Annotated in this window: 15 protein-coding genes; 5 read left to right on the top strand and 10 right to left on the bottom strand. The window is 70.9% G+C overall.

Going from position 1 to position 17,656, the window contains the following annotated elements; all coding sequences use genetic code 11:
* Nucleotides 1-42 precede the first annotated feature (42 nt).
* From IEY91_RS25315 to IEY91_RS25300, 4 genes are all read right to left on the bottom strand, one after another.
* Nucleotides 43-1,728: an alkaline phosphatase D family protein gene (locus tag IEY91_RS25315; RefSeq protein ID WP_189175837.1), complete on the bottom strand. Its 1,686-nt coding sequence runs from the start codon at nt 1,726-1,728 to the stop codon at nt 43-45.
* A gap of 115 nt (nt 1,729-1,843) precedes the next feature.
* Nucleotides 1,844-2,662, bottom strand: coding sequence for a thioredoxin domain-containing protein (locus IEY91_RS25310; RefSeq protein WP_164325825.1), 819 nt, complete (start codon nt 2,660-2,662; stop codon nt 1,844-1,846).
* 40 nt (nt 2,663-2,702) lie between these two features.
* Complete coding sequence (locus IEY91_RS25305) at nt 2,703-3,392, bottom strand: hypothetical protein (protein ID WP_164325826.1); 690 nt, start codon at nt 3,390-3,392, stop codon at nt 2,703-2,705.
* 163 nt (nt 3,393-3,555) lie between these two features.
* Nucleotides 3,556-4,902, bottom strand: coding sequence for a DUF2252 domain-containing protein (locus tag IEY91_RS25300; protein WP_164325827.1), 1,347 nt, complete (start codon nt 4,900-4,902; stop codon nt 3,556-3,558).
* Between the two features lie 228 nt (nt 4,903-5,130).
* Here IEY91_RS25300 and dnaE point away from each other — a divergent pair, with 228 nt between their 5' ends.
* Nucleotides 5,131-8,673, top strand: coding sequence for a DNA polymerase III subunit alpha (dnaE, locus tag IEY91_RS25295; RefSeq protein WP_164325828.1), 3,543 nt, complete (start codon nt 5,131-5,133; stop codon nt 8,671-8,673).
* Between the two features lie 99 nt (nt 8,674-8,772).
* Here dnaE and IEY91_RS25290 read toward each other — a convergent pair whose 3' ends face one another.
* Entirely contained in the window at nt 8,773-8,961 is a 189-nt protein-coding gene (locus tag IEY91_RS25290; RefSeq protein WP_164325829.1) for a hypothetical protein, read from the bottom strand.
* A 319-nt stretch (nt 8,962-9,280) separates the two neighbouring features.
* Between IEY91_RS25290 and IEY91_RS25285 the strand changes: the two genes are divergently transcribed.
* The 4 genes from IEY91_RS25285 to IEY91_RS25270 all read left to right on the top strand — a co-directional run bounded on the left by IEY91_RS25285 (nt 9,281) and on the right by IEY91_RS25270 (nt 13,373).
* On the top strand, nt 9,281-10,501 hold the full coding sequence (locus tag IEY91_RS25285; protein ID WP_164325830.1) for an NYN domain-containing protein: 1,221 nt from the start codon (nt 9,281-9,283) through the stop codon (nt 10,499-10,501).
* Nucleotides 10,502-10,639: 138 nt separating this feature from the next.
* The gene (locus tag IEY91_RS25280; RefSeq protein ID WP_189175799.1) at nt 10,640-11,677 is read left to right on the top strand and encodes an ABC transporter ATP-binding protein; all 1,038 of its coding nucleotides are present in this window, start codon (nt 10,640-10,642) and stop codon (nt 11,675-11,677) included.
* Between the two features lie 153 nt (nt 11,678-11,830).
* Nucleotides 11,831-12,652: an ABC transporter permease gene (locus IEY91_RS25275; RefSeq protein WP_164325832.1), complete on the top strand. Its 822-nt coding sequence runs from the start codon at nt 11,831-11,833 to the stop codon at nt 12,650-12,652.
* A gap of 55 nt (nt 12,653-12,707) precedes the next feature.
* Nucleotides 12,708-13,373 carry a DUF2567 domain-containing protein gene (locus IEY91_RS25270; protein ID WP_189175798.1) on the top strand — a complete coding sequence of 222 codons (666 nt, stop codon included), beginning with the start codon at nt 12,708-12,710 and terminating at the stop codon, nt 13,371-13,373.
* Nucleotides 13,374-13,443: 70 nt separating this feature from the next.
* Here the strand turns inward: IEY91_RS25270 and IEY91_RS42825 are convergent, their stop codons facing one another.
* From IEY91_RS42825 to IEY91_RS25250, 5 genes are all read right to left on the bottom strand, one after another.
* On the bottom strand, nt 13,444-13,518 hold the full coding sequence (locus IEY91_RS42825) for a hypothetical protein (RefSeq protein WP_467690357.1): 75 nt from the start codon (nt 13,516-13,518) through the stop codon (nt 13,444-13,446).
* Nucleotides 13,519-13,558: 40 nt separating this feature from the next.
* Nucleotides 13,559-14,062: a Cys-tRNA(Pro) deacylase gene (ybaK, locus tag IEY91_RS25265; RefSeq protein ID WP_164325834.1), complete on the bottom strand. Its 504-nt coding sequence runs from the start codon at nt 14,060-14,062 to the stop codon at nt 13,559-13,561.
* A gap of 41 nt (nt 14,063-14,103) precedes the next feature.
* The gene (locus IEY91_RS25260) at nt 14,104-14,844 is read right to left on the bottom strand and encodes an LON peptidase substrate-binding domain-containing protein (RefSeq protein ID WP_164325835.1); all 741 of its coding nucleotides are present in this window, start codon (nt 14,842-14,844) and stop codon (nt 14,104-14,106) included.
* Nucleotides 14,845-14,855: 11 nt separating this feature from the next.
* Nucleotides 14,856-15,872, bottom strand: coding sequence for a hypothetical protein (locus IEY91_RS25255; RefSeq protein WP_189175797.1), 1,017 nt, complete (start codon nt 15,870-15,872; stop codon nt 14,856-14,858).
* Between the two features lie 124 nt (nt 15,873-15,996).
* Nucleotides 15,997-17,511 carry an oxidoreductase gene (locus tag IEY91_RS25250; RefSeq protein ID WP_373288014.1) on the bottom strand — a complete coding sequence of 505 codons (1,515 nt, stop codon included), beginning with the start codon at nt 17,509-17,511 and terminating at the stop codon, nt 15,997-15,999.
* Nucleotides 17,512-17,656 lie beyond the last annotated feature (145 nt).

The raw sequence follows: 17,656 nt of genomic DNA, 5'->3' as shown, positions 1-17,656 counted from the left end.
AAGGGGCCGGAGGGCTTGGGTCCGCCCCTGTACACCAGGTTGTCACCGCACCGGTGCGTTCACGCGCTCCACCTTCTGCGTGCCGGTGAGCGTGCGGTAGGAGCGCGCCCATGAAGAGGTCGCCTTCGGGTCCGCGCGGTCGGAGATCACGTAGTAATCCATCTGCGAGCGCTCGGCCGTGACATCGAGGACGCCGTACCCGTGCGAGTCCATGTCCAGCCACTTCACATGGCGGTTGGCTGCCTTGATCGCGGCGACGCCGACCAGGGACAGGGTGTGCGGCGCGACGTTCAGGAAGTCGTCGACGTTGTCGGACGTCACGGACGTGACGACGAACTCCGTGGCCGCGGACGGCGACGCCGGGTACGTGGCGGCGGTCACGGGCACGTCGTTGGCCCACGCCATGTGGATGTCGCCGGTCAGGAACACGGTGTTCCGGATGCCCTTGTCCCGCAGGTGGCCGATGAGTTCCTTGCGGTCGTGGGTGTAGCCGTCCCACTGGTCGGTGTTGACGGCCAGGCCGCCGGTGGGCAGGCCGAGCAGTTCCGCGAGGGGCTTGAGGAGGTACGCGGGCAGCGAGCCGAACGCGACCGGCGAGATCATCACCGACGTGCCGACCAGCTTCCACGCGGCGTCCGACGCCGCCAGCCCTGCCTTCAGCCAGTCCAGTTGGGCGCGGCCCGCGATCGTGCGGTCCGGCGAGTCGACGTCGCCGCTGCCCACGCTCGCCTGCTTGGAGCGGAACGAGCGCAGGTCGAGCAGGTGCAGGTCGGCCAGCTTGCCGAAGCGCAGCCTGCGGTAGACGGTGCCTTCGGTGGCCGGGCGCACCGGCATCCACTCGAAGTAGGCCTGCTTGGCGGCGGCCACGCGCGCGGCCCAGGAGCCCTCGGTCTCCGGGGTGTGGTTCTCCGCGCCGCCCGACCAGGCGTCGTTGGCGACCTCGTGGTCGTCCCAGATCGCGATGACCGGGTGGGTGCCGTGCATGGCCTGCGCGTCGGCGTCGGTCTTGTGGGCGCCGTGCCGGGTCCGGTAGTCGGCGAGGGTGAGGATCTCGTGCTTCGGCCGGTGCTCGCGTACGACGTCTCCGGAGGAGGCGAAGCCGCCGGACGCGTACTCGTAGAGGTAGTCGCCGAGGTGCAGGACCGCGTCGAGTTCGGTGCGGGCGGCGAGATGGCGGTACGCGGAGAAGTACCCGGCCTCCCAGTTGGAGCACGACACGACGCCGAAGCGGACGCCGGGCGCGGAGGCCTCGTGGGCGGGGGTGGTGCGGGTGCGGCCCACCGGGGAGTGCACCGGCGAATCGCTGCCTACGGAGAAGCGGTAGTAATAGGTGGTCGCCTGGCGCAGGCCCCTTACATCGGCCTTGACCGTGTGGTCGCTCGCGGCCTTCGCGGTGGTCGAGCCGCGGCCCACGACCTTGGTGAAGCCCTTGTCCTCGGCTATCTCCCAGCGCACTTCGACGTCCGGGCCCTTGCCGGAGCCGGGCACCGCGTCGGGCGTCGGCGTGATCCGCGTCCACAGCAGGACGCCGTCGGGCAGCGGGTCACCGGAGGCGACGCCGTGCAGGAAGGCGGGGCCGGCGGCGGCCCGGGCCAGGGGGGTCGCCGCGAGCGGGGCGGCGAGGGCGGCGGTGGCGGCCGCGGCCTTGACGACGGTGCGGCGGCGCGGCGTGAGCGAGGTGCCCGGCTGTCTCGCGGGATCGCTCGGCGGCGTAAGGGAGTTGTCAATTCGACTGGTCACAGAGGGGCACCCTACTGGCCAGTAAAGGCGAAGAGCGGGCGACTGCGAAAAGTTCGCCCGCTCTTCCGCTGCACGCCGCTCAGGCACGCGCGTTGCCGGTGGCTCAGCCCTTGAGGGCCGCGTCCACCGCCTTGTTGTAGTCCGCGACCGTCATCGGCGCGTTCTTCCCGTCGGCGCCCTTGAGCTGCTTGCCGTCCATGACGAAGGCCGGGGTGCCCTCCACGCCGTCCTTGTCGTCCTGGAAGGCCTGGCCCATCGCCAGGGCCCAGCGGTCGTAAGTGCCGTCCTTGACCGCCTTCTTGAAGCCCGCGTTCTTCTTCAGCTCGGGCACCTCGTCGGCGATCTTGAGCAGGTACGAGTCGTCCTTGAACTTGTCGTCCTGCTCGCTCGGGTGGTTGTCCACCGAGTACAGCGCCTTCTTGTACGCGAGGAACGCGTCCGGGCTGACGTTCAGGGCGGCGCCGAGGGCGCTCATGCCGTTGCGGGAGCCCTCGCCCGGGATGTTGTTGTCGAGGAACGTGGCGCCGACGAACTGGACCTTGTACTTGCCGTCCTTGATGTCCTTGTCGACCGTCGAGCCGACGCTCTGCTCGAAGCTCGCGCAGATCGGGCAGCGCGGGTCCTCGTAGACCTTCAGGGTCTTCTTGGCGCTCGCCTTGCCGACGACGACGGTCGTGCCGTCCTTGCCCGAGGTGTTCGCGGGCTTGACCAGCTTCTGGTCCTTGGCGTCTTCCCAGTAGCCGGGCTTGTTGTTCTGCATGACGGCGTACGAGACGCCGCCGGCGATGGCGAGCACGCCGACGATGGAGACGCCGACGACGACGGACCGCTTGCGCTTCTCGCGCTTGCGCTCCGCCTCCTGCTGGGCGCGGATCCGCTCGCGGGCGGCCTGCTTGGAGGCCTGGCTGTTGCGCTTGCTCATGATTGTTCTCCGTGGATGTGGCGGGTGGACGGTGCTGTGCTCAGGCGGTCAGGGCCCAGCACGGCGGTCCACGCCGTCCCACGAAGTGCACGAGCAGCCGGGTGCGGACGACCGGCGTCCGGCGGGCGGTGCGGGCCGGCCGGCGCACCGGCTCGATCCGCCGGGTCACCGCGGCGACCGCGATCAGCAGCGGCCGGAACGTCGCCGCGGCCGCGGCCCTCAGCAGCCCGGCGACGGCACGCTCGCCGCGCCCGAGCCAGGCCGCCGCGAGCAGCCCGACCCCGACGTGCGCGGCCAGCAGGAGCCAGGCCGCGCCGGGGTCGGCGTCGGCGAGCAGGGCGGCACCGCCGCCGTGGTTCTCGCCGCCTGCCATCCGGGCCAGGGGGGTGCCGACGCTGCCGCCGCCGCACAGCACGTCGAAGCCGACGGAGCGCAGCGGGCCCGCGACCGGGCCGCCCGCCTGGCCGTAACAGACGTGCTGGCCCGCCGTGAACACCGTGTCGGCGGCCAGCTCCAGCGGGATGAGCAGCGCGGCGATCGCGCCGAAGCCGCGCTCGCGTCCCGCCAGCGCGAACGCCACGCAGAAGACGGCGGCGGCCAGTGCGGCGAACGTGGTGAGCGGCAGCGGGGCCCGGGACAGCAGAACGTGCGACGCGGCGGACAGCATCACGACGAGAGCCGTGAACACTGCCGCCCGTGCCGTTCTGAGCTGGGTCCCGGAGATGTCCATCGCGCAAGCGAGTTTGCCATGAGCCGTCGTAAGGGACCCCTAAAGGGTCCCTATGAATCCGACAAAGGCCGGACAACACGCGCCCGGCGAGGGCGGACAACACGCGTCCGACAAGGCCGGACAACACGCATCCGGCGAGGCCGGTCCGCGACGGCGCCGCGGCCTACAGGCCCGGGATCCGGCCGTTGCGGAAGAGGTCGACGAAGATCTGGTGGTCGGCGCGCGCCCGTGCGCCGTAGCGGTGCGCGAAGTCCACCAGGAGGTCGGCGAAGCCGCCCTCGTCGGCCGCGATGGCGGCGTCGATGGCCCGCTCCGTGGAGAACGGCACCAGGTCCGAGTGCCCGGACTCGTCGTCCGCCGCGGAGTGCATGGTCGCCGTGGCCCGGCCCAGGTCGGCGACCACGGCGGAGATCTCCTCCACGTCGTCGATGTCCGACCAGTCCAGGTCCACCGCGTACGGCGAGACCTCGGCGACGAGCTGGCCCGCGCCGTCCAGCTCGGTCCAGCCGAGCCAGGGGTCCGCGTGCGCCTGCAGGGCGCGCTGGGAGATGACCGTGCGGTGGCCCTCGTGCTGGAAGTAGCCGCGGATCGCGGGGTCCGTGATGTGCCGGGAGACGGCCGGGGTCTGGGCCTGCTTCAGGTAGATCACGACGTCGTTCTCCAGCGCGTCGCTGTTGCCCTCCAGGAGGATGTTGTACGAGGGCAGCCCGGCGGAGCCGATGCCGATGCCGCGGCGGCCCACCACGTCCTTGACCCGGTAGGAGTCCGGGCGGGTCAGGGAGGACTCCGGCAGCGTCTCCAGATAGCCGTCGAACGCGGCAAGGACCTTGTACCGCGTGGCCGCGTCCAGCTCGATGGAGCCGCCGCCCGGCGCGAAGCGGCGCTCGAAGTCACGGATCTCCGTCATCGACTCCAGGAGACTGAAGCGGGTCAGCGAGCGGGCGGCGCGCAGGGCGCCCAGGAGGGGGCCCTGGGCCGTGTCCAGCGTGAACGGCGGCACCTCGTCGCTCTTCGCGCCCGTCGCCAGGTCGTGGATCCGCTCGCGGTACGCCGCGGCGTACGTACGGACCAGCTTGGTGATCTGCTCGTCGCTGAGTGCCTTCGTGTACCCGATCAGGGCCAGGGAGGCGGCCAGGCGCTTGAGGTCCCAGGTGAAGGGGCCCACGTACGCCTCGTCGAAGTCGTTGACGTTGAAGATCAGGCGGCCCTGGGAGTCCATGTACGTGCCGAAGTTCTCGGCGTGCAGGTCGCCGTGGATCCAGACGCGGCCCGTGCGGTCGTCCATGTACTCAGCGGACCCGCTGGACCCGCTGTCGTGCTGCTCGCGCTCCAGGTCGTGGTAGAAGAGGCCGGCCGTGCCGCGGTAGAACGCGAAGGCCGAGGCCGCCATCTTCCGGAACTTCACCCGGAACGCGGCGGGGTCGGCGGCGAGCAGCTCGCCGAACGCGGTGTCGAAGACGGCGAGGATCTCCTCGCCGCGCTGGTCGGCGGTGGGCTGCGGGACCGACATCGCGGGGTGCCTCCTGGTGCATGACATATGGGACGGTCTTCCGCCCTCTCCAACGCCCGACCGTACTCCCGAGTGCCCGCCCACCCGCCACCCGGCCACCACCCCTCATCGAGGCGCTACGCGCCACAGTATTAGACCTCGATGTCAGTCCCGCCGATTAGACTTCCACGCTGTCCACCCAGACTGTCCGCAGCCTGTCGCCCAGTGTTCCCGTTGGAGGCCCACGCCGTGTCGAAGCCGCCTTTCACGCACCTGCACGTCCACACCCAGTACTCGCTCCTGGACGGTGCCGCGCGGCTGAAGGACATGTTCAACGCGTGCAACGAGATGGGCATGACGCACATCGCGATGTCCGACCACGGCAACCTGCACGGGGCGTACGACTTCTTCCACACGGCGAAGAAGGCCGGGGTGACGCCGATCATCGGGATCGAGGCGTATGTGGCGCCCGAGTCGCGCCGCAACAAGCGGAAGATCCAGTGGGGGCAGCCGCACCAGAAGCGCGACGACGTGTCGGGTTCGGGTGGTTACACGCACAAGACGATCTGGGCGGCGAACAAGACGGGGCTGCACAACCTCTTCCGGCTGTCCTCGGACGCGTACGCCGAGGGCTGGCTGCAGAAGTGGCCGCGGATGGACAAGGAGACGATCTCCCAGTGGTCGGAGGGGCTGATCGCCTCGACCGGCTGTCCTTCGGGTGAGCTGCAGACGCGACTGCGGCTCGGGCAGTTCGACGAGGCGGTGCAGGCGGCTTCGGAGTACCAGGACATCTTCGGCAAGGACCGGTACTTCCTGGAGCTGATGGACCACGGGATCGACATCGAGCGGCGGGTGCGCGAGGACCTGCTGCGGGTCGGCAAGAAGCTGGGCATCCCGCCGCTGGTCACCAACGACTCGCACTACACGTACGCGCACGAGGCGACGGCGCACGACGCCCTGCTGTGCATCCAGACGGGCAAGAACCTCTCGGACCCGGACCGCTTCCGGTTCGACGGCACGGGCTACTACCTGAAGTCGACGGACGAGATGTACGCCGTCGATTCCTCCGACGCCTGGCAGGAGGGGTGCGCGAACACGCTGCTCGTGGCGGAGCAGATCGACACGACCGGCATGTTCGAGAAGCGCGACCTCATGCCGAAGTTCGACATCCCGGAAGAGGGCTACACCAACACCACCTGGTTCAAGGAGGAAGTGCGGCGCGGCATGAACCGCCGCTATCCCGGAGGTGTCCCCGACGACCGCCAGCGCCAGGCGGACTACGAGATGGACATCATCATCCAGATGGGGTTCCCGGGATACTTCCTGGTCGTCGCGGACTTCATCATGTGGGCCAAGAACAACGGCATCGCGGTGGGCCCGGGGCGTGGCTCCGCGGCCGGCTCGATCGTGGCGTACGCCATGGGCATCACCGACCTCGACCCGATCGAGCACGGACTGATCTTCGAGCGGTTCCTCAACCCCGAGCGCGTCTCCATGCCCGACGTCGACATCGACTTCGACGAGCGTCGGCGCGTCGAAGTGATCAGGTACGTGACCGAGAAGTACGGCGAGGACAAGGTCGCCATGATCGGTACGTACGGAAAGATCAAGGCGAAGAACGCCATCAAGGACTCCGCCCGAGTCCTCGGCTATCCGTACGCGATGGGCGACCGCCTCACCAAGGCCATGCCCGCCGACGTCCTCGGCAAGGGCATCGACCTCTCCGGCATCACCGACCCCAAGCACCCGCGCTACAGCGAGGCGGGCGAGATCCGGGGGATGTACGAGAACGAGCCGGACGTCAAGAAGGTCATCGACACCGCCAAGGGCGTCGAGGGCCTGGTCCGGCAGATGGGCGTGCACGCCGCGGGCGTGATCATGTCCAGCGAGCCCATCATCGAGCACGCCCCGATCTGGGTCCGGCACACCGACGGCGTGACCATCACGCAGTGGGACTATCCCCAGTGCGAGTCGCTCGGCCTGATCAAGATGGACTTCCTGGGCCTCAGGAACCTCACGATCATGGACGACGCCGTGAAGATGGTGGAGGCCAACAAGGGCATCGAGCTGGAGATGCTCTCCCTTCCGCTCGACGACCCCAAGACGTACGAACTGCTCTGCCGCGGTGACACGCTCGGCGTGTTCCAGTTCGACGGCGGCCCGATGCGCTCGCTGCTCCGCCAGATGCAGCCCGACAACTTCGAGGACATTTCCGCCGTCTCGGCCCTGTACCGGCCGGGCCCGATGGGCATGAACTCGCACACGAACTACGCGGAGCGCAAGAACGGCCGCCAGGAGATCACGCCGATCCACAAGGAGCTCGAAGAGCCCCTGAAGGAGACGCTCGGCCTCACCTACGGCCTCATCGTGTACCAGGAGCAGGTGCAGAAGGCCGCCCAGATCATCGCCGGTTACTCGCTCGGCGAGGCCGACATCCTGCGCCGCGTGATGGGCAAGAAGAAGCCCGAAGAGCTGGAGAAGAACTTCGTCCTCTTCCAGAAGGGCGCCCGCGACAAGGGCTTCTCGGACGCCGCGATCCAGGCCCTCTGGGACGTCCTGGTGCCCTTCGCCGGATACGCGTTCAACAAGGCGCACTCGTCCGCGTACGGCCTCGTCACCTACTGGACCGCGTATCTCAAGGCGAATTACCCGGCCGAGTACATGGCGGCGCTGCTGACGTCCGTGAAGGACGACAAGGACAAGTCGGCGGTGTATCTCAACGAGTGCCGTCGCATGGGCATCAAGGTGCTGCCGCCGAACGTGAACGAGTCGGTGCACAACTTCGCCGCCCAGGGTGACGACGTGATCCTGTTCGGCCTCGAGGCGGTGCGCAACGTCGGCACGAACGTGGTCGAGTCGATCATCCGCTCGCGCAAGGCGAAGGGGAAGTTCGCCTCGTTCCCGGACTACCTGGACAAGGTGGAGGCGGCCGCCTGCAACAAGCGCACCACGGAGTCGCTGATCAAGGCGGGCGCGTTCGACACCATGGGGCACACCCGCAAGGGCCTGACCGCGCAGTACGAGCCGATGATCGACAACGTGGTGGCGGTCAAGCGCAAGGAGGCCGAGGGACAGTTCGACCTGTTCGGCGGGATGGGCGAGGACGACTCCAGCGAGCCCGGCTTCGGCCTGGACGTCGAGTTCACCACCGACGAGTGGGACAAGACGTATCTCCTCGCCCAGGAGCGGGAGATGCTGGGTCTGTACGTCTCGGACCACCCGCTGTTCGGCCTTGAGCACGTGCTCTCCGACAAGGCGGACGCGGGGATCGGGCAGCTGACCGGCGGAGACTTCTCCGACGGAGCGGTCGTCACCATCGGCGGCATCATCTCCGGGCTGCAGCGCAAGATGACCAAGCAGGGCAACGCGTGGGCGATCGCCACGGTGGAGGACCTCGCGGGCTCGATCGAGTGCATGTTCTTCCCGGCGACGTATCAGCTGGTGTCCACGCAACTGGTCGAGGACGCCGTGGTGTTCGTCAAGGGACGCCTCGACAAGCGCGAGGACGTCCCGCGCCTCGTCGCCATGGAGATGCAGGTCCCCGACCTGTCGAACGCCGGCACCAACGCGCCCGTCCTCATCACCATCCCGACCGTGAAGGTGAGCCCGCCGATGGTCACCCGCCTCGGCGAGATCCTCAGCCACCACCGGGGCAACAGCGAGGTGCGGATCAAGCTCCAGGGCGCCCAGAAGACCACGGTGCTCCGGCTCGACCGGCACCGCGTGAAGCCCGACCCGGCACTCTTCGGCGACCTGAAGGTGCTGCTCGGCCCGTCCTGCCTGGCGGGCTGACTTTCTGGATCACGGCATGGCCAAGGGGCGCACCCGGTTCGGGTGCGCCCCTCATGTGTGCCTGTGCCGGCATGTGTGCCTGGACCGGCGTCAATTGCGTCAGTTGTGGCCGAAGCGGCGCTGGTGCTTACGGGCAACTTCCGCCGGGCTGCCCTGGGCCTGCGACTCCATGGCCTGCCGGGCCTCGGTCGCGGCCGACCTCGCCTGCTCCGAGGCTGACTCGGCCTGCGAGCCGCGGTTCTGCTGGGCGGCCTTCTGATGACGATCGCGGTTCTTGTTCTTGGCCATGGTGATCTTCCTCCTGCGGGGGATCCGGGGGCCGTAACGCGACCAGACTCACATAGGTCCACAAAACGCGCATTTTGGATAATTACCGTGCGTAATAAGGGCTGTCGATGGGTACAGAGCGGATACGCCACGCCGAAGATCGAGTTCGGGCCGTTAACCTCCCCGAGGTCGGGCAGACTCGAAGGAAACCCGAAGTGACCTCCAGGATCCTCCAGGAACCTCTGGATCTCCCGATCCTTTGAATCTCCTGATCCCCACTCGGGATCTGTGGGACCTTCGGGCACCTTCAGGAATCTTCCAGGGAAAGAGGGTGGATCGCGTGGACCGCTGCATCGTCCTGGTGGACGCCGGGTATCTGCTGGGAGCCGCCGCGAGCCTCCTCGCGGGAGAGCCCTCCCGGTCCAGAATCACCGTCGATCACACCGCCCTCATCCAGGGCCTGCGCGAGCGCGCCGAGTCCGACACCGAGCGCCCCCTGCTGCGGATCTACTGGTTCGACGGCGCCCCCGACCGCGTACCCCAGCCGGAGCACCGAAGGCTCCGCGTGATGCCGCGCGTCACCGTCCGCCTCGGCGCCCTGACCCGCAGCGACGGACGCTGGGCGCAGAAGGGTGTGGACGCCGCGATGCACGCCGAGCTGACCGAGCTCGCCCGCAACCGCGCCTGCTCCGACGTCGTGCTCGTCACCGGCGACGGCGATCTGCTGCCCGGGATGATGGCCGCCAAGGAGCACGGCGTCGCCGTCCACCTGTGGGCCGTGCAGGCCGCCGACGGCGACTACAACCAGTCGGAGGACCTGGTCGCCGAGGCCGACGAGCGGCGCGTCCTCGACCGCACCTGGATCACCAAGGCCGTCCGCGCCAAGGAACTGACCGGCGTCTGCGCCCCGCCGCCCGCCCCGCGCCCCGAGATCGCCGCGATCCTCTCCGCGCCGCTGCCCGAGTCCGCGCTCGCCACCGGCGCCGACCAGGCCCGCCAGGCCCCCGCGCCGCACCCCGTCGGCGCCGCGGGCGGCCAGGAGAACGGGGAGCGCGTTCCGGCCGCCAAGGGCGTCCCCACCCCCAAGGACCTCGCCGCCCTGCGCGGCCCCGGCACCCAGCCCGCCAAGGAACCGGCCAACGCGACCCTGCGCTGGTCCTCCGACAAGGGCTGGGTCGACCGCCCCGGCACCCCCGCCGAGTCCGCCGAGGTCGCGGCCCTGCCGACGCTCGCCCAGCTCACCACGGCCGAGCAGCGCTGGGCGGACCGCGAGGAGGACATCACCACGGTCGGCGGCGATCCCTACGAGGTCGGGCAGGTCTTCGCCCGCCGCTGGATGGCGCGCCTGCCCGAGCAGCACAACCTCCAGAAGCTGTCCACGATGTACCCGCGCATCCCGCACCGCGTCGACGGCGAACTGCTCCGGTACGCGGCCAGGTTCGGCCTGCTCGCCCACAAGGACGACCAGATCGACGAGCACGACCGGTACGCGATCCGGGCGGGCTTCTGGCGCGAGATCGACGTCAGGACGGCCGCCGAGCACGCTCCCGCGGGGGAGTAGGGAGGGGCTGCGGCCCTCTTCCGGCGCGACTTCCGGTGCGATTTCGGTGCGGCTTCGGCGGGATTTCGGTGCGACGAGGGGGCGTGAGAGCCGCCCCGCGCGCCATACCGGACATCGGACCCCGTACCCTCGTCCTTCGTGAGTACGCGCGCGGCACAGGCAGTCCGACAGGGGCTCCGGCAGGGGCACGGCAGCGATGCCGTCTGCGTCGTGCGTGACCTGGTCAAGGTCTATCCGGCCGCCCGCGGCAGGCGCGGCAGGCCCGCGACACCCGAGGTCCGGGCCAGCGACGGCCTCGGCATCGAGGTCGGCCGCGGCGAGATCTTCGGCCTCCTCGGACCCAACGGCGCGGGCAAGTCCACCCTCGTACGCCAGCTCACCGGGCTGATGCGGCCCGACAGCGGCAGTGTCCACGTCCTCGGGCACGACATCGTGCGCCACCCGGAGCGGGCCGCCCGGCTCCTCGCCTATCTGGGGCAGGAGTCCACCGCCCTCGACGAGCTGACCGTCTCCCTCGCCGTCGAGACGACCGCGCGCCTGCGCGGCCTCGAAACCGCCCGCGCGCGGGCCGAGCGCGACGACGTCATGGACGAGCTGGGGCTCACCGCCCTGGCCTCGCGCCCCCTGAAGAAGCTCTCCGGCGGTCAGCGCCGGCTCGCCTGCTTCGCCACCGCCCTGGTGGGGGAGCGGCGCCTGCTCGTGCTCGACGAGCCGACGACCGGCATGGACCCGGTGGCGCGGCGCGCCGTGTGGGGCGCGGTCGACCGGCGCAGGGCCGAGCGCGGTACGACGGTGCTCCTGGTCACCCACAACGTCATCGAGGCCGAGACCGTCCTCGACCGCGTCGCCGTGCTCGACCACGGCCGGGTCATCGCCTGCGACACCCCCTCCGGGCTCAAGGAGCAGGTCGCGGGGGAGGTCCGGGTGGAGCTCGTCTGGCGCGAGCGGGCGCCCGTCGACGTGCCGGAGGTCGCCGCGCTGCGCTCCTCCGCGGTCGAGTCCGGGCGCAAGTGGACGCTGCGGCTCGCGCCCGAGGAGGCACGGGCGGCCGTCGCCGCGGTCACCGGCGGGGGCGCCTTCGCCGCGCTCGACGACTTCACACTGGCCACGCCCAGCCTGGAGGACGTGTATCTCGCCCTCGGCGGGCGGGGCGGCGACGGGCTGGTGAAGGCGTGAGCCGTGTGGATGTGGGCCGTGTGGATGTGGGCCGCGCGTGCGTCGGCCGTGTGGACGTGAGCTGCGTGCGTGTGGGCCGTGTGGGTGCGGGCCGGGTTGAGGGGCGCCCGTGAGGCGTGGTGTTGTCAGGCCAGTCGGCAGGAAGGTCGTCCGTTGAGTGCCGTTCCCCTGGAAGCCGTCGTGCGCGCCGAGGAGGGCGTCGTACCGGTGCCGGACGTCGCGGCGCCGCTCGGGGCGCGGGCGCGGCTCCTGCCAGCCCTGGGCGCCGTCTACCGGGCGCAGCTCTCGCGCGCCCGTGTCGCGCGGATTCCGCTGCTCTTCGTCGCCACCTTCCAGTCCGTCGGGATCATGATCCTGATGCGGGGCGTGGTGGACGGGGGCGGGGAGGCGCATGCCGTCGTGGCCGGGTCCTCGGTGCTCGTGGTCGCCTTCGTCGCGCTCAACCTGCTCGCCCAGTACTTCGGCCAGCTCCGCGGTGACGGCGGCCTCGACCACTACGCCACCCTGCCCGTGCCGCCCGCCGCCGTCGTCCTCGGCGCCGCGGCCGCGTACGCCTCCTTCACGGTGCCCGGCACCATCGTCACGGCCGTCGTCGGCTGCGGGCTCTTCGGGCTACCGCTGACGCACCTGTGGGTGCTCGCCGCGGTGATCCCGCTCTCCGGTGCCGCGCTCGCCGGGCTCGGCGCCGCTCTCGGCCTGCTCGCGCCGCGGCCCGAACTCGCCACCCTGCTCGGTCAGATGGGCATGTCCGCCGCGCTCCTCCTCGGCGTGCTCCCGGCCGACCGGATGCCCGAGTTCCTGCAGTACGCGCGTGACTTGCTGCCCTCCACGTACGGCGTGGAGGCGCTCGCCCGGACCTTCGCGCCCGACCCCGACTGGGGCGTCGTCCTGCTCGACCTCGCGGTCTGCGCGGGCGTCGGCGTCGTCTCGCTTGCCGTCGCCACCTGGGCCTACCGGCGGGCCGCCGTCCGCTGACGCCGATCCGCCGTCCGGTGGGGCGCATCTCAGGTTGAGCTGGCACCATGTGTGCGTGACCGCACCGTTTACTCCCTCCCAACCGCCGCACGACCAGCCGGGGCAGAACCCCTGGCAGGAACCCGCGCAGTCCTCGGGGCCCGTGCCCGAGCCGGCGCAGCAGGAGGGTGGGCCCGGTATGAGGAACGAAGTGCGGGCCGCCGCGGTGATCATGGTCGCGGTGGCCGTCGGCGGGGTGCTGCTTGGGCTGCTGTGGCTGTGGCTGGCGCCTCGGGTGCCGCTGATCGCCGACCGGACGGACGTCTACCTCAAGGACACCGAGGGCGAGCAGGCCATCGGGGTCGATGGAACGTTCACTCTGCTGGGGCTCGCGTTCGGGTTCGTCAGTGCGCTCGTGGTGTTCCTCGTGCGGCGGCGGGGCGGGATTCCGCTGGTCGTCGGGCTTGCCGCGGGGTCGTTGCTCGGGGCTGTGCTCGCCTGGAAGGTGGGGGTCTGGGTCGGGCCCGAGACGGATGTGGCGGCGCACGCCAAGTCCGTGGGGGCGGGGATCGTCTTCGACGCGCCCATGGAGTTGAAGGCCAAGGGTGTGCTGCTCGCGTGGCCCGTTGCCGCGATGGTCGTTCACCTGGTGCTGACGGGGCTGTTCGGGCCCCGGGATCCCGCGCCGTTCGCTTCGTACGAGGACGCGTACCGGGATCCGTACGGGGCGCCGGAGAAGTAGAGGTTCCCGAAACCAGGGGGCTCGCGCCCCCTGGACCTCCGGGTGGGGTTCGCCGGACGGGCTGAGATGCCTACGCCGGGCGCCTTCCGTGGTTGGCCTTGCCTTTTCTTACCCGCCACTTCCGCTTGCGTGTTTTCTTCGACATGGGTGTGGTCCTAGTCGAGGACCGGGGGCCCGTCGAGGGGTCATTCACGTCCGATCGGGGCGAGTACCGCGGCGGTGAGCGTGGCGAGGTCGGCGGGGGCCAGTTCGACCTCCAGGCCGCGGCGGCCCGCCGAGACGCAGATCGTGGCGTGGGCGGAGGCCGAGTCGTCCAGGACCGTGCGGAGCTTCTTGCGCTGGCCCAGCGGCGAGATTCCGCCGCGTACGTAGCCCGTGGTGCGCTCGGCCGCCGCCGGGTCCGCCATCGTCGCGCGCTTGCCGCCCACCGCCGTGGCCAGGGCCTTCAGGTTCAGGGTGCCCGCAACGGGGACCACGGCCACGGTCAGTGCGCCGTCGACGTCGGCGACCAGGGTCTTGAAGACGCGGTCGGGCGAGACGCCCATCGCCTCCGCGGCCTCCTGGCCGTAGGAGGGGTGGGCGGGGTCGTGGTCGTAGGAGTGGACCGTGAAGGGCGTGCCGGCCGCGGTCAGGGCCACCGTCGCGGGGGTGCCGCCCGCCGTCTGGGACTTCTTCTGCTTCTTCGCCACGCTGCTGCCCGCTCCCCGCTCCGTGAGGCCCGCTTCGTACGTCAGTTGAGGCTGGTCGTGCCGCGCGTCAGCTCCGTCGCGGGCAACGACGGCAGGTTACGGATGATCGCGGTCTCGGTGCGCAGCAATTTCAGCTCCTCGCGCAGCCGGGACGCGGTGTCGGGGGCTTCGAGGAGGTCCTGCTTGGTGGGGGTGTCGAGCACGGCCGCCGCGGCGACCAGGTACGACACCACCGACGGCTCGTCGGGCAGCTCCGCGCTGGTCGACAGGGAGCGCTCCCGCGCGCCCGCGAGCCGCTTCTGGTACGAGCGGAAGGCGCGCAGCACGCCCTCGGCGAGGGCGCCCGCCTCGTCGCCGGGCTTCTCCTCCAGCGTTTCCAGCTCGGCGGTCAGGAAGGGCCCGGAGGCGTCCACCGAGAGCAGCCGCACCCGGGTCGTGCCCGTGGCCAGGACCTCGAAGCCGCCGTCCTCGCGCTCCCGGATGGTCGCCGCGTCCGCGACGCAGCCCACCGCGTGGAAGGCCTTCAGCGGGTCGTCGCCGAAGCCCGCGGCGGGCCCCTGCTCGGCCTTGGCGGTCTGGTCGGGGAGCCCGTGCTCGCTCGGCGCGACCTCGCGGCCGTCACGGATCGCCACGACGGCGAACTGCCGCTGCTCCTCGTCGGGAACCTTCAGGAGTTCGCGCATCATGGCGCGATAGCGCTCCTCGAAGACGTTCAGGGGCAGCACGAGCCCCGGGAACAGCACCGAGTTGAGCGGGAAGAGCGGAAGCCGGACGGTCGTCACGATCCGAAAGCCTAACGGCCGCCGGAGGCCGGACCGTCCGCCCGCGCGCGCGGGCCGCGCAGCGGTGTCTGCGCCGCGACCTCTATCCGCACCCCGTCTCTCAGCTCCAGGAACTGCCCGAGCGGGTCGTCGGAGAGCCGGTCCCAGGGGAACGACGTCGCGTACGGACCGATCACGCGGAGCTGGTCGAGGGCGTCGTGCCAGCGCTCCAGGCGGATCAGGACGTACATGAGGAGGTTGCGGACCTCGGCCGGCCAGGGGTCGGCGGCGGCGTACTCGCCGGACAGGGCGATCGCCAGGTCGGCCGCCTTGTCCAGGCGTTCGCGCGGCAGGTTCCCGGCGGCGCTGGTCAGGTAGGCGAACGCGGCGCGCACCGGCAGTGCCTGTATCAGCGACCCGGGCAGCGCGTCCGCCGCCGCCCGCTCCGCGAAATGGAAGCACTCGGCGTGCGAGCCGTACCAGTCCGCCGACAGGTACATCAGCGCCGAGGCATGGCAGCCGTAGTGGTACGAGGAGCGGCGCACCGCCTGCGCCCACAGCTCCTCGAACTCGGTGTACGAGGCGTGTGTGCCGCGGGCGTGGTCGAGCGCGATGCGCCACGGCACCGGGTCGCGCGGGTCGGCGTCGGCGGCCGCCGTGAGCAGCGGGCTCACCTCGCGAAGCAGCTCCGCGCGCGCGGGGGACTCCCAGCCGCGTACGACCGCCAGCTCGGCCTTGAGCAGCAGCGCGTCCGGATCGTGCGGGGCCGCCGACAGCCAGTCGTCGAACCACTCGGAGCGGGAGCGGGCGAACGCGGCGAGGCGGGTGGTGTAGCGGTCGCGGTTCTCCCACTCGGCGGCCTCGCGGGTGGTGGCGAGGAGCTTCGCGGCCGGGCCGTACTCACCGCGGCCCGCGGCGACCAGGGCCGGGCCGAGGCGGTCGTCCGGGACGTCGAGGAGGACCTCGTCGTCGGGGGTGAGGCCGGCTGCGAGCCGCGGGGTGTGCCGGACCATGCGGGCGGTCCGTACGAGGGCGCGCAGGATCGGCATGTGCGGTCCCCCTCTTGCGCCTTGAACGGTCTGGTGCGGTCGTTGTGTGTTGACGGGCGGGCCGGAGCGATGGTTGTGCGGCGCCGGGTAACGGTTCGGCCGCTTTCCGGCGGGGCGGGGTGGTTCAGCTCCTGCGCAGCAGTCTCGTCGCCCCGGCCGCCACCGTCGTCGCCAGAATCCAGCCGAGCAGGATCAGGACCGCCGCCAGCCACTGCCAGCCGCCGCGGAGCTGCCAGTAGCTGTCCTGGCCCAGGTTGATGACGGGCAGCAGGAGGTCGAGGGCGAAGAGGGAGGGGTTCCAGTTGGGGTGCTCGCCCGGTTTCAGCGGGGGGTGGTCCGCGCGCGAGAAGGCGACGGCGCTGGCCGCCCACAGGACCGCCATCCACAGCGCGGCCCGCCCGGGCCGGTAGCCGTAGGCGACCGTCCAGTCCTGGGCGTAGCCCCACATCTTGGCCGCCGGGGGCAGCGTCTCGCGGCGGCGGCGCTGCTTGGCGAGCAGCACCTCGCGGGCGTCGGCGTCCTCGCCGCCGTTGCGCAGGACGGTGGCGAGCTTCTCGTACGGCTCGGGGTTGTACTCGGCGGTGGCCGCCGCCACCCACTGGAGGCGGCGGGAGAGCGGGAAGCTGCCCTGCGGGATGAGGTTCTCGTACGAGAAGCCGCCCATCTGGAGGCAGCCGGGGCCGGGCCAGCTCGCCGCCTTGTCCATCAGGTTGACCACCCGGGCGCCGGACAGCACGATCTTGCCGCGCCCGGGGGCCTCGGAGAGGAAGCGCAGCTCGGGCGTCTGGACGCGGCGCAGCGACACCTCCTGGTCGTTCTGGAGCGTGAAGCGGGCCTGGCCGAAATCCACCGCGTCGCCGAAGCGCCCGTCGTCCAGGCGGATGCCGCCCTCGCACTCGAAGCGCTGCACCCGCGTCCCGCGCGCGGGCGTCGTGCCGCTGGTCTGCGGGGGATTGCCGACGCCCGCCGGGGTCAGGTACAGCGTGCGCTCGACGGTGAGCTGGGGCGCGTTCAGGGCGCGGCGGCCGTACGGATTGGCCAGGCGGCTGCCGCGCAGGCTCAGGCTGACGCCGATCTTCGCGCCGCGCAGGCTCAGCTCGCCGTGCGACTCCAGCATCTCGGCCTGCAGGTCCTGGCCGACCGTCATGCCGTCGGCCATGATCGAGCGGCCGCGCCGGTCGCGGTAGACCACGGCCTGGTTGAGCAGCAGGTCCGTGCCGATGTGGGCGTCCGTGAGCCGCATGCCGTTGTGGACGCGGCAGCGGGGAAGGTGCAGGTCGCCCTCGGTGTGCAGGCGGGCGCCCTCCAGGCGCGGGATGGAGCAGTCGACCATGCGCAGTGTGGTGAAGCGCGCCTCGGGGAGCAGGACCTCCTTCTCGAAGCGACAGCCCTTCAGCTCCGTGTACGGCACCACCACGCCGCCCGCCAGGTCGAGCACATCGGTGATCTGCACCCCGGCCAGCTTCAGCGACGACACCCGCCCGGCGAGCGCGGGCGGCCCGCCGAGGAGCAGCCAGCACACGATGCGGGCGCGGACACTGCGCTCCGGGCCCCACGGGTGGCCGCCGTGCGGGTCGTCCACCGCCGCGTCCCCCGACCTCAGGTCGTACACACTGCCGTTGCGGAACGCCTGCCACATGCCGATCTCCGCGGCGGTCAGCCCGTCCGGCGGGTCCCCGATGCCGGTGTCGTCGACCACTGCTGATGTCCTCCCGTCACTGCTGATGTCCTCCCGTGAAGCGTCCGCGGTGCGCAGATGTCTCGTACAACTGTTCATGCCCGCT

This window comes from Streptomyces lasiicapitis (assembly GCF_014646335.1).
In the GTDB taxonomy this organism is placed as follows: Bacteria; Actinomycetota; Actinomycetes; order Streptomycetales; family Streptomycetaceae; genus Streptomyces; species Streptomyces lasiicapitis.
Note: the sequence above shows the minus strand (reverse complement) of the source record. Positions and strands in the feature narration are given on the sequence as shown.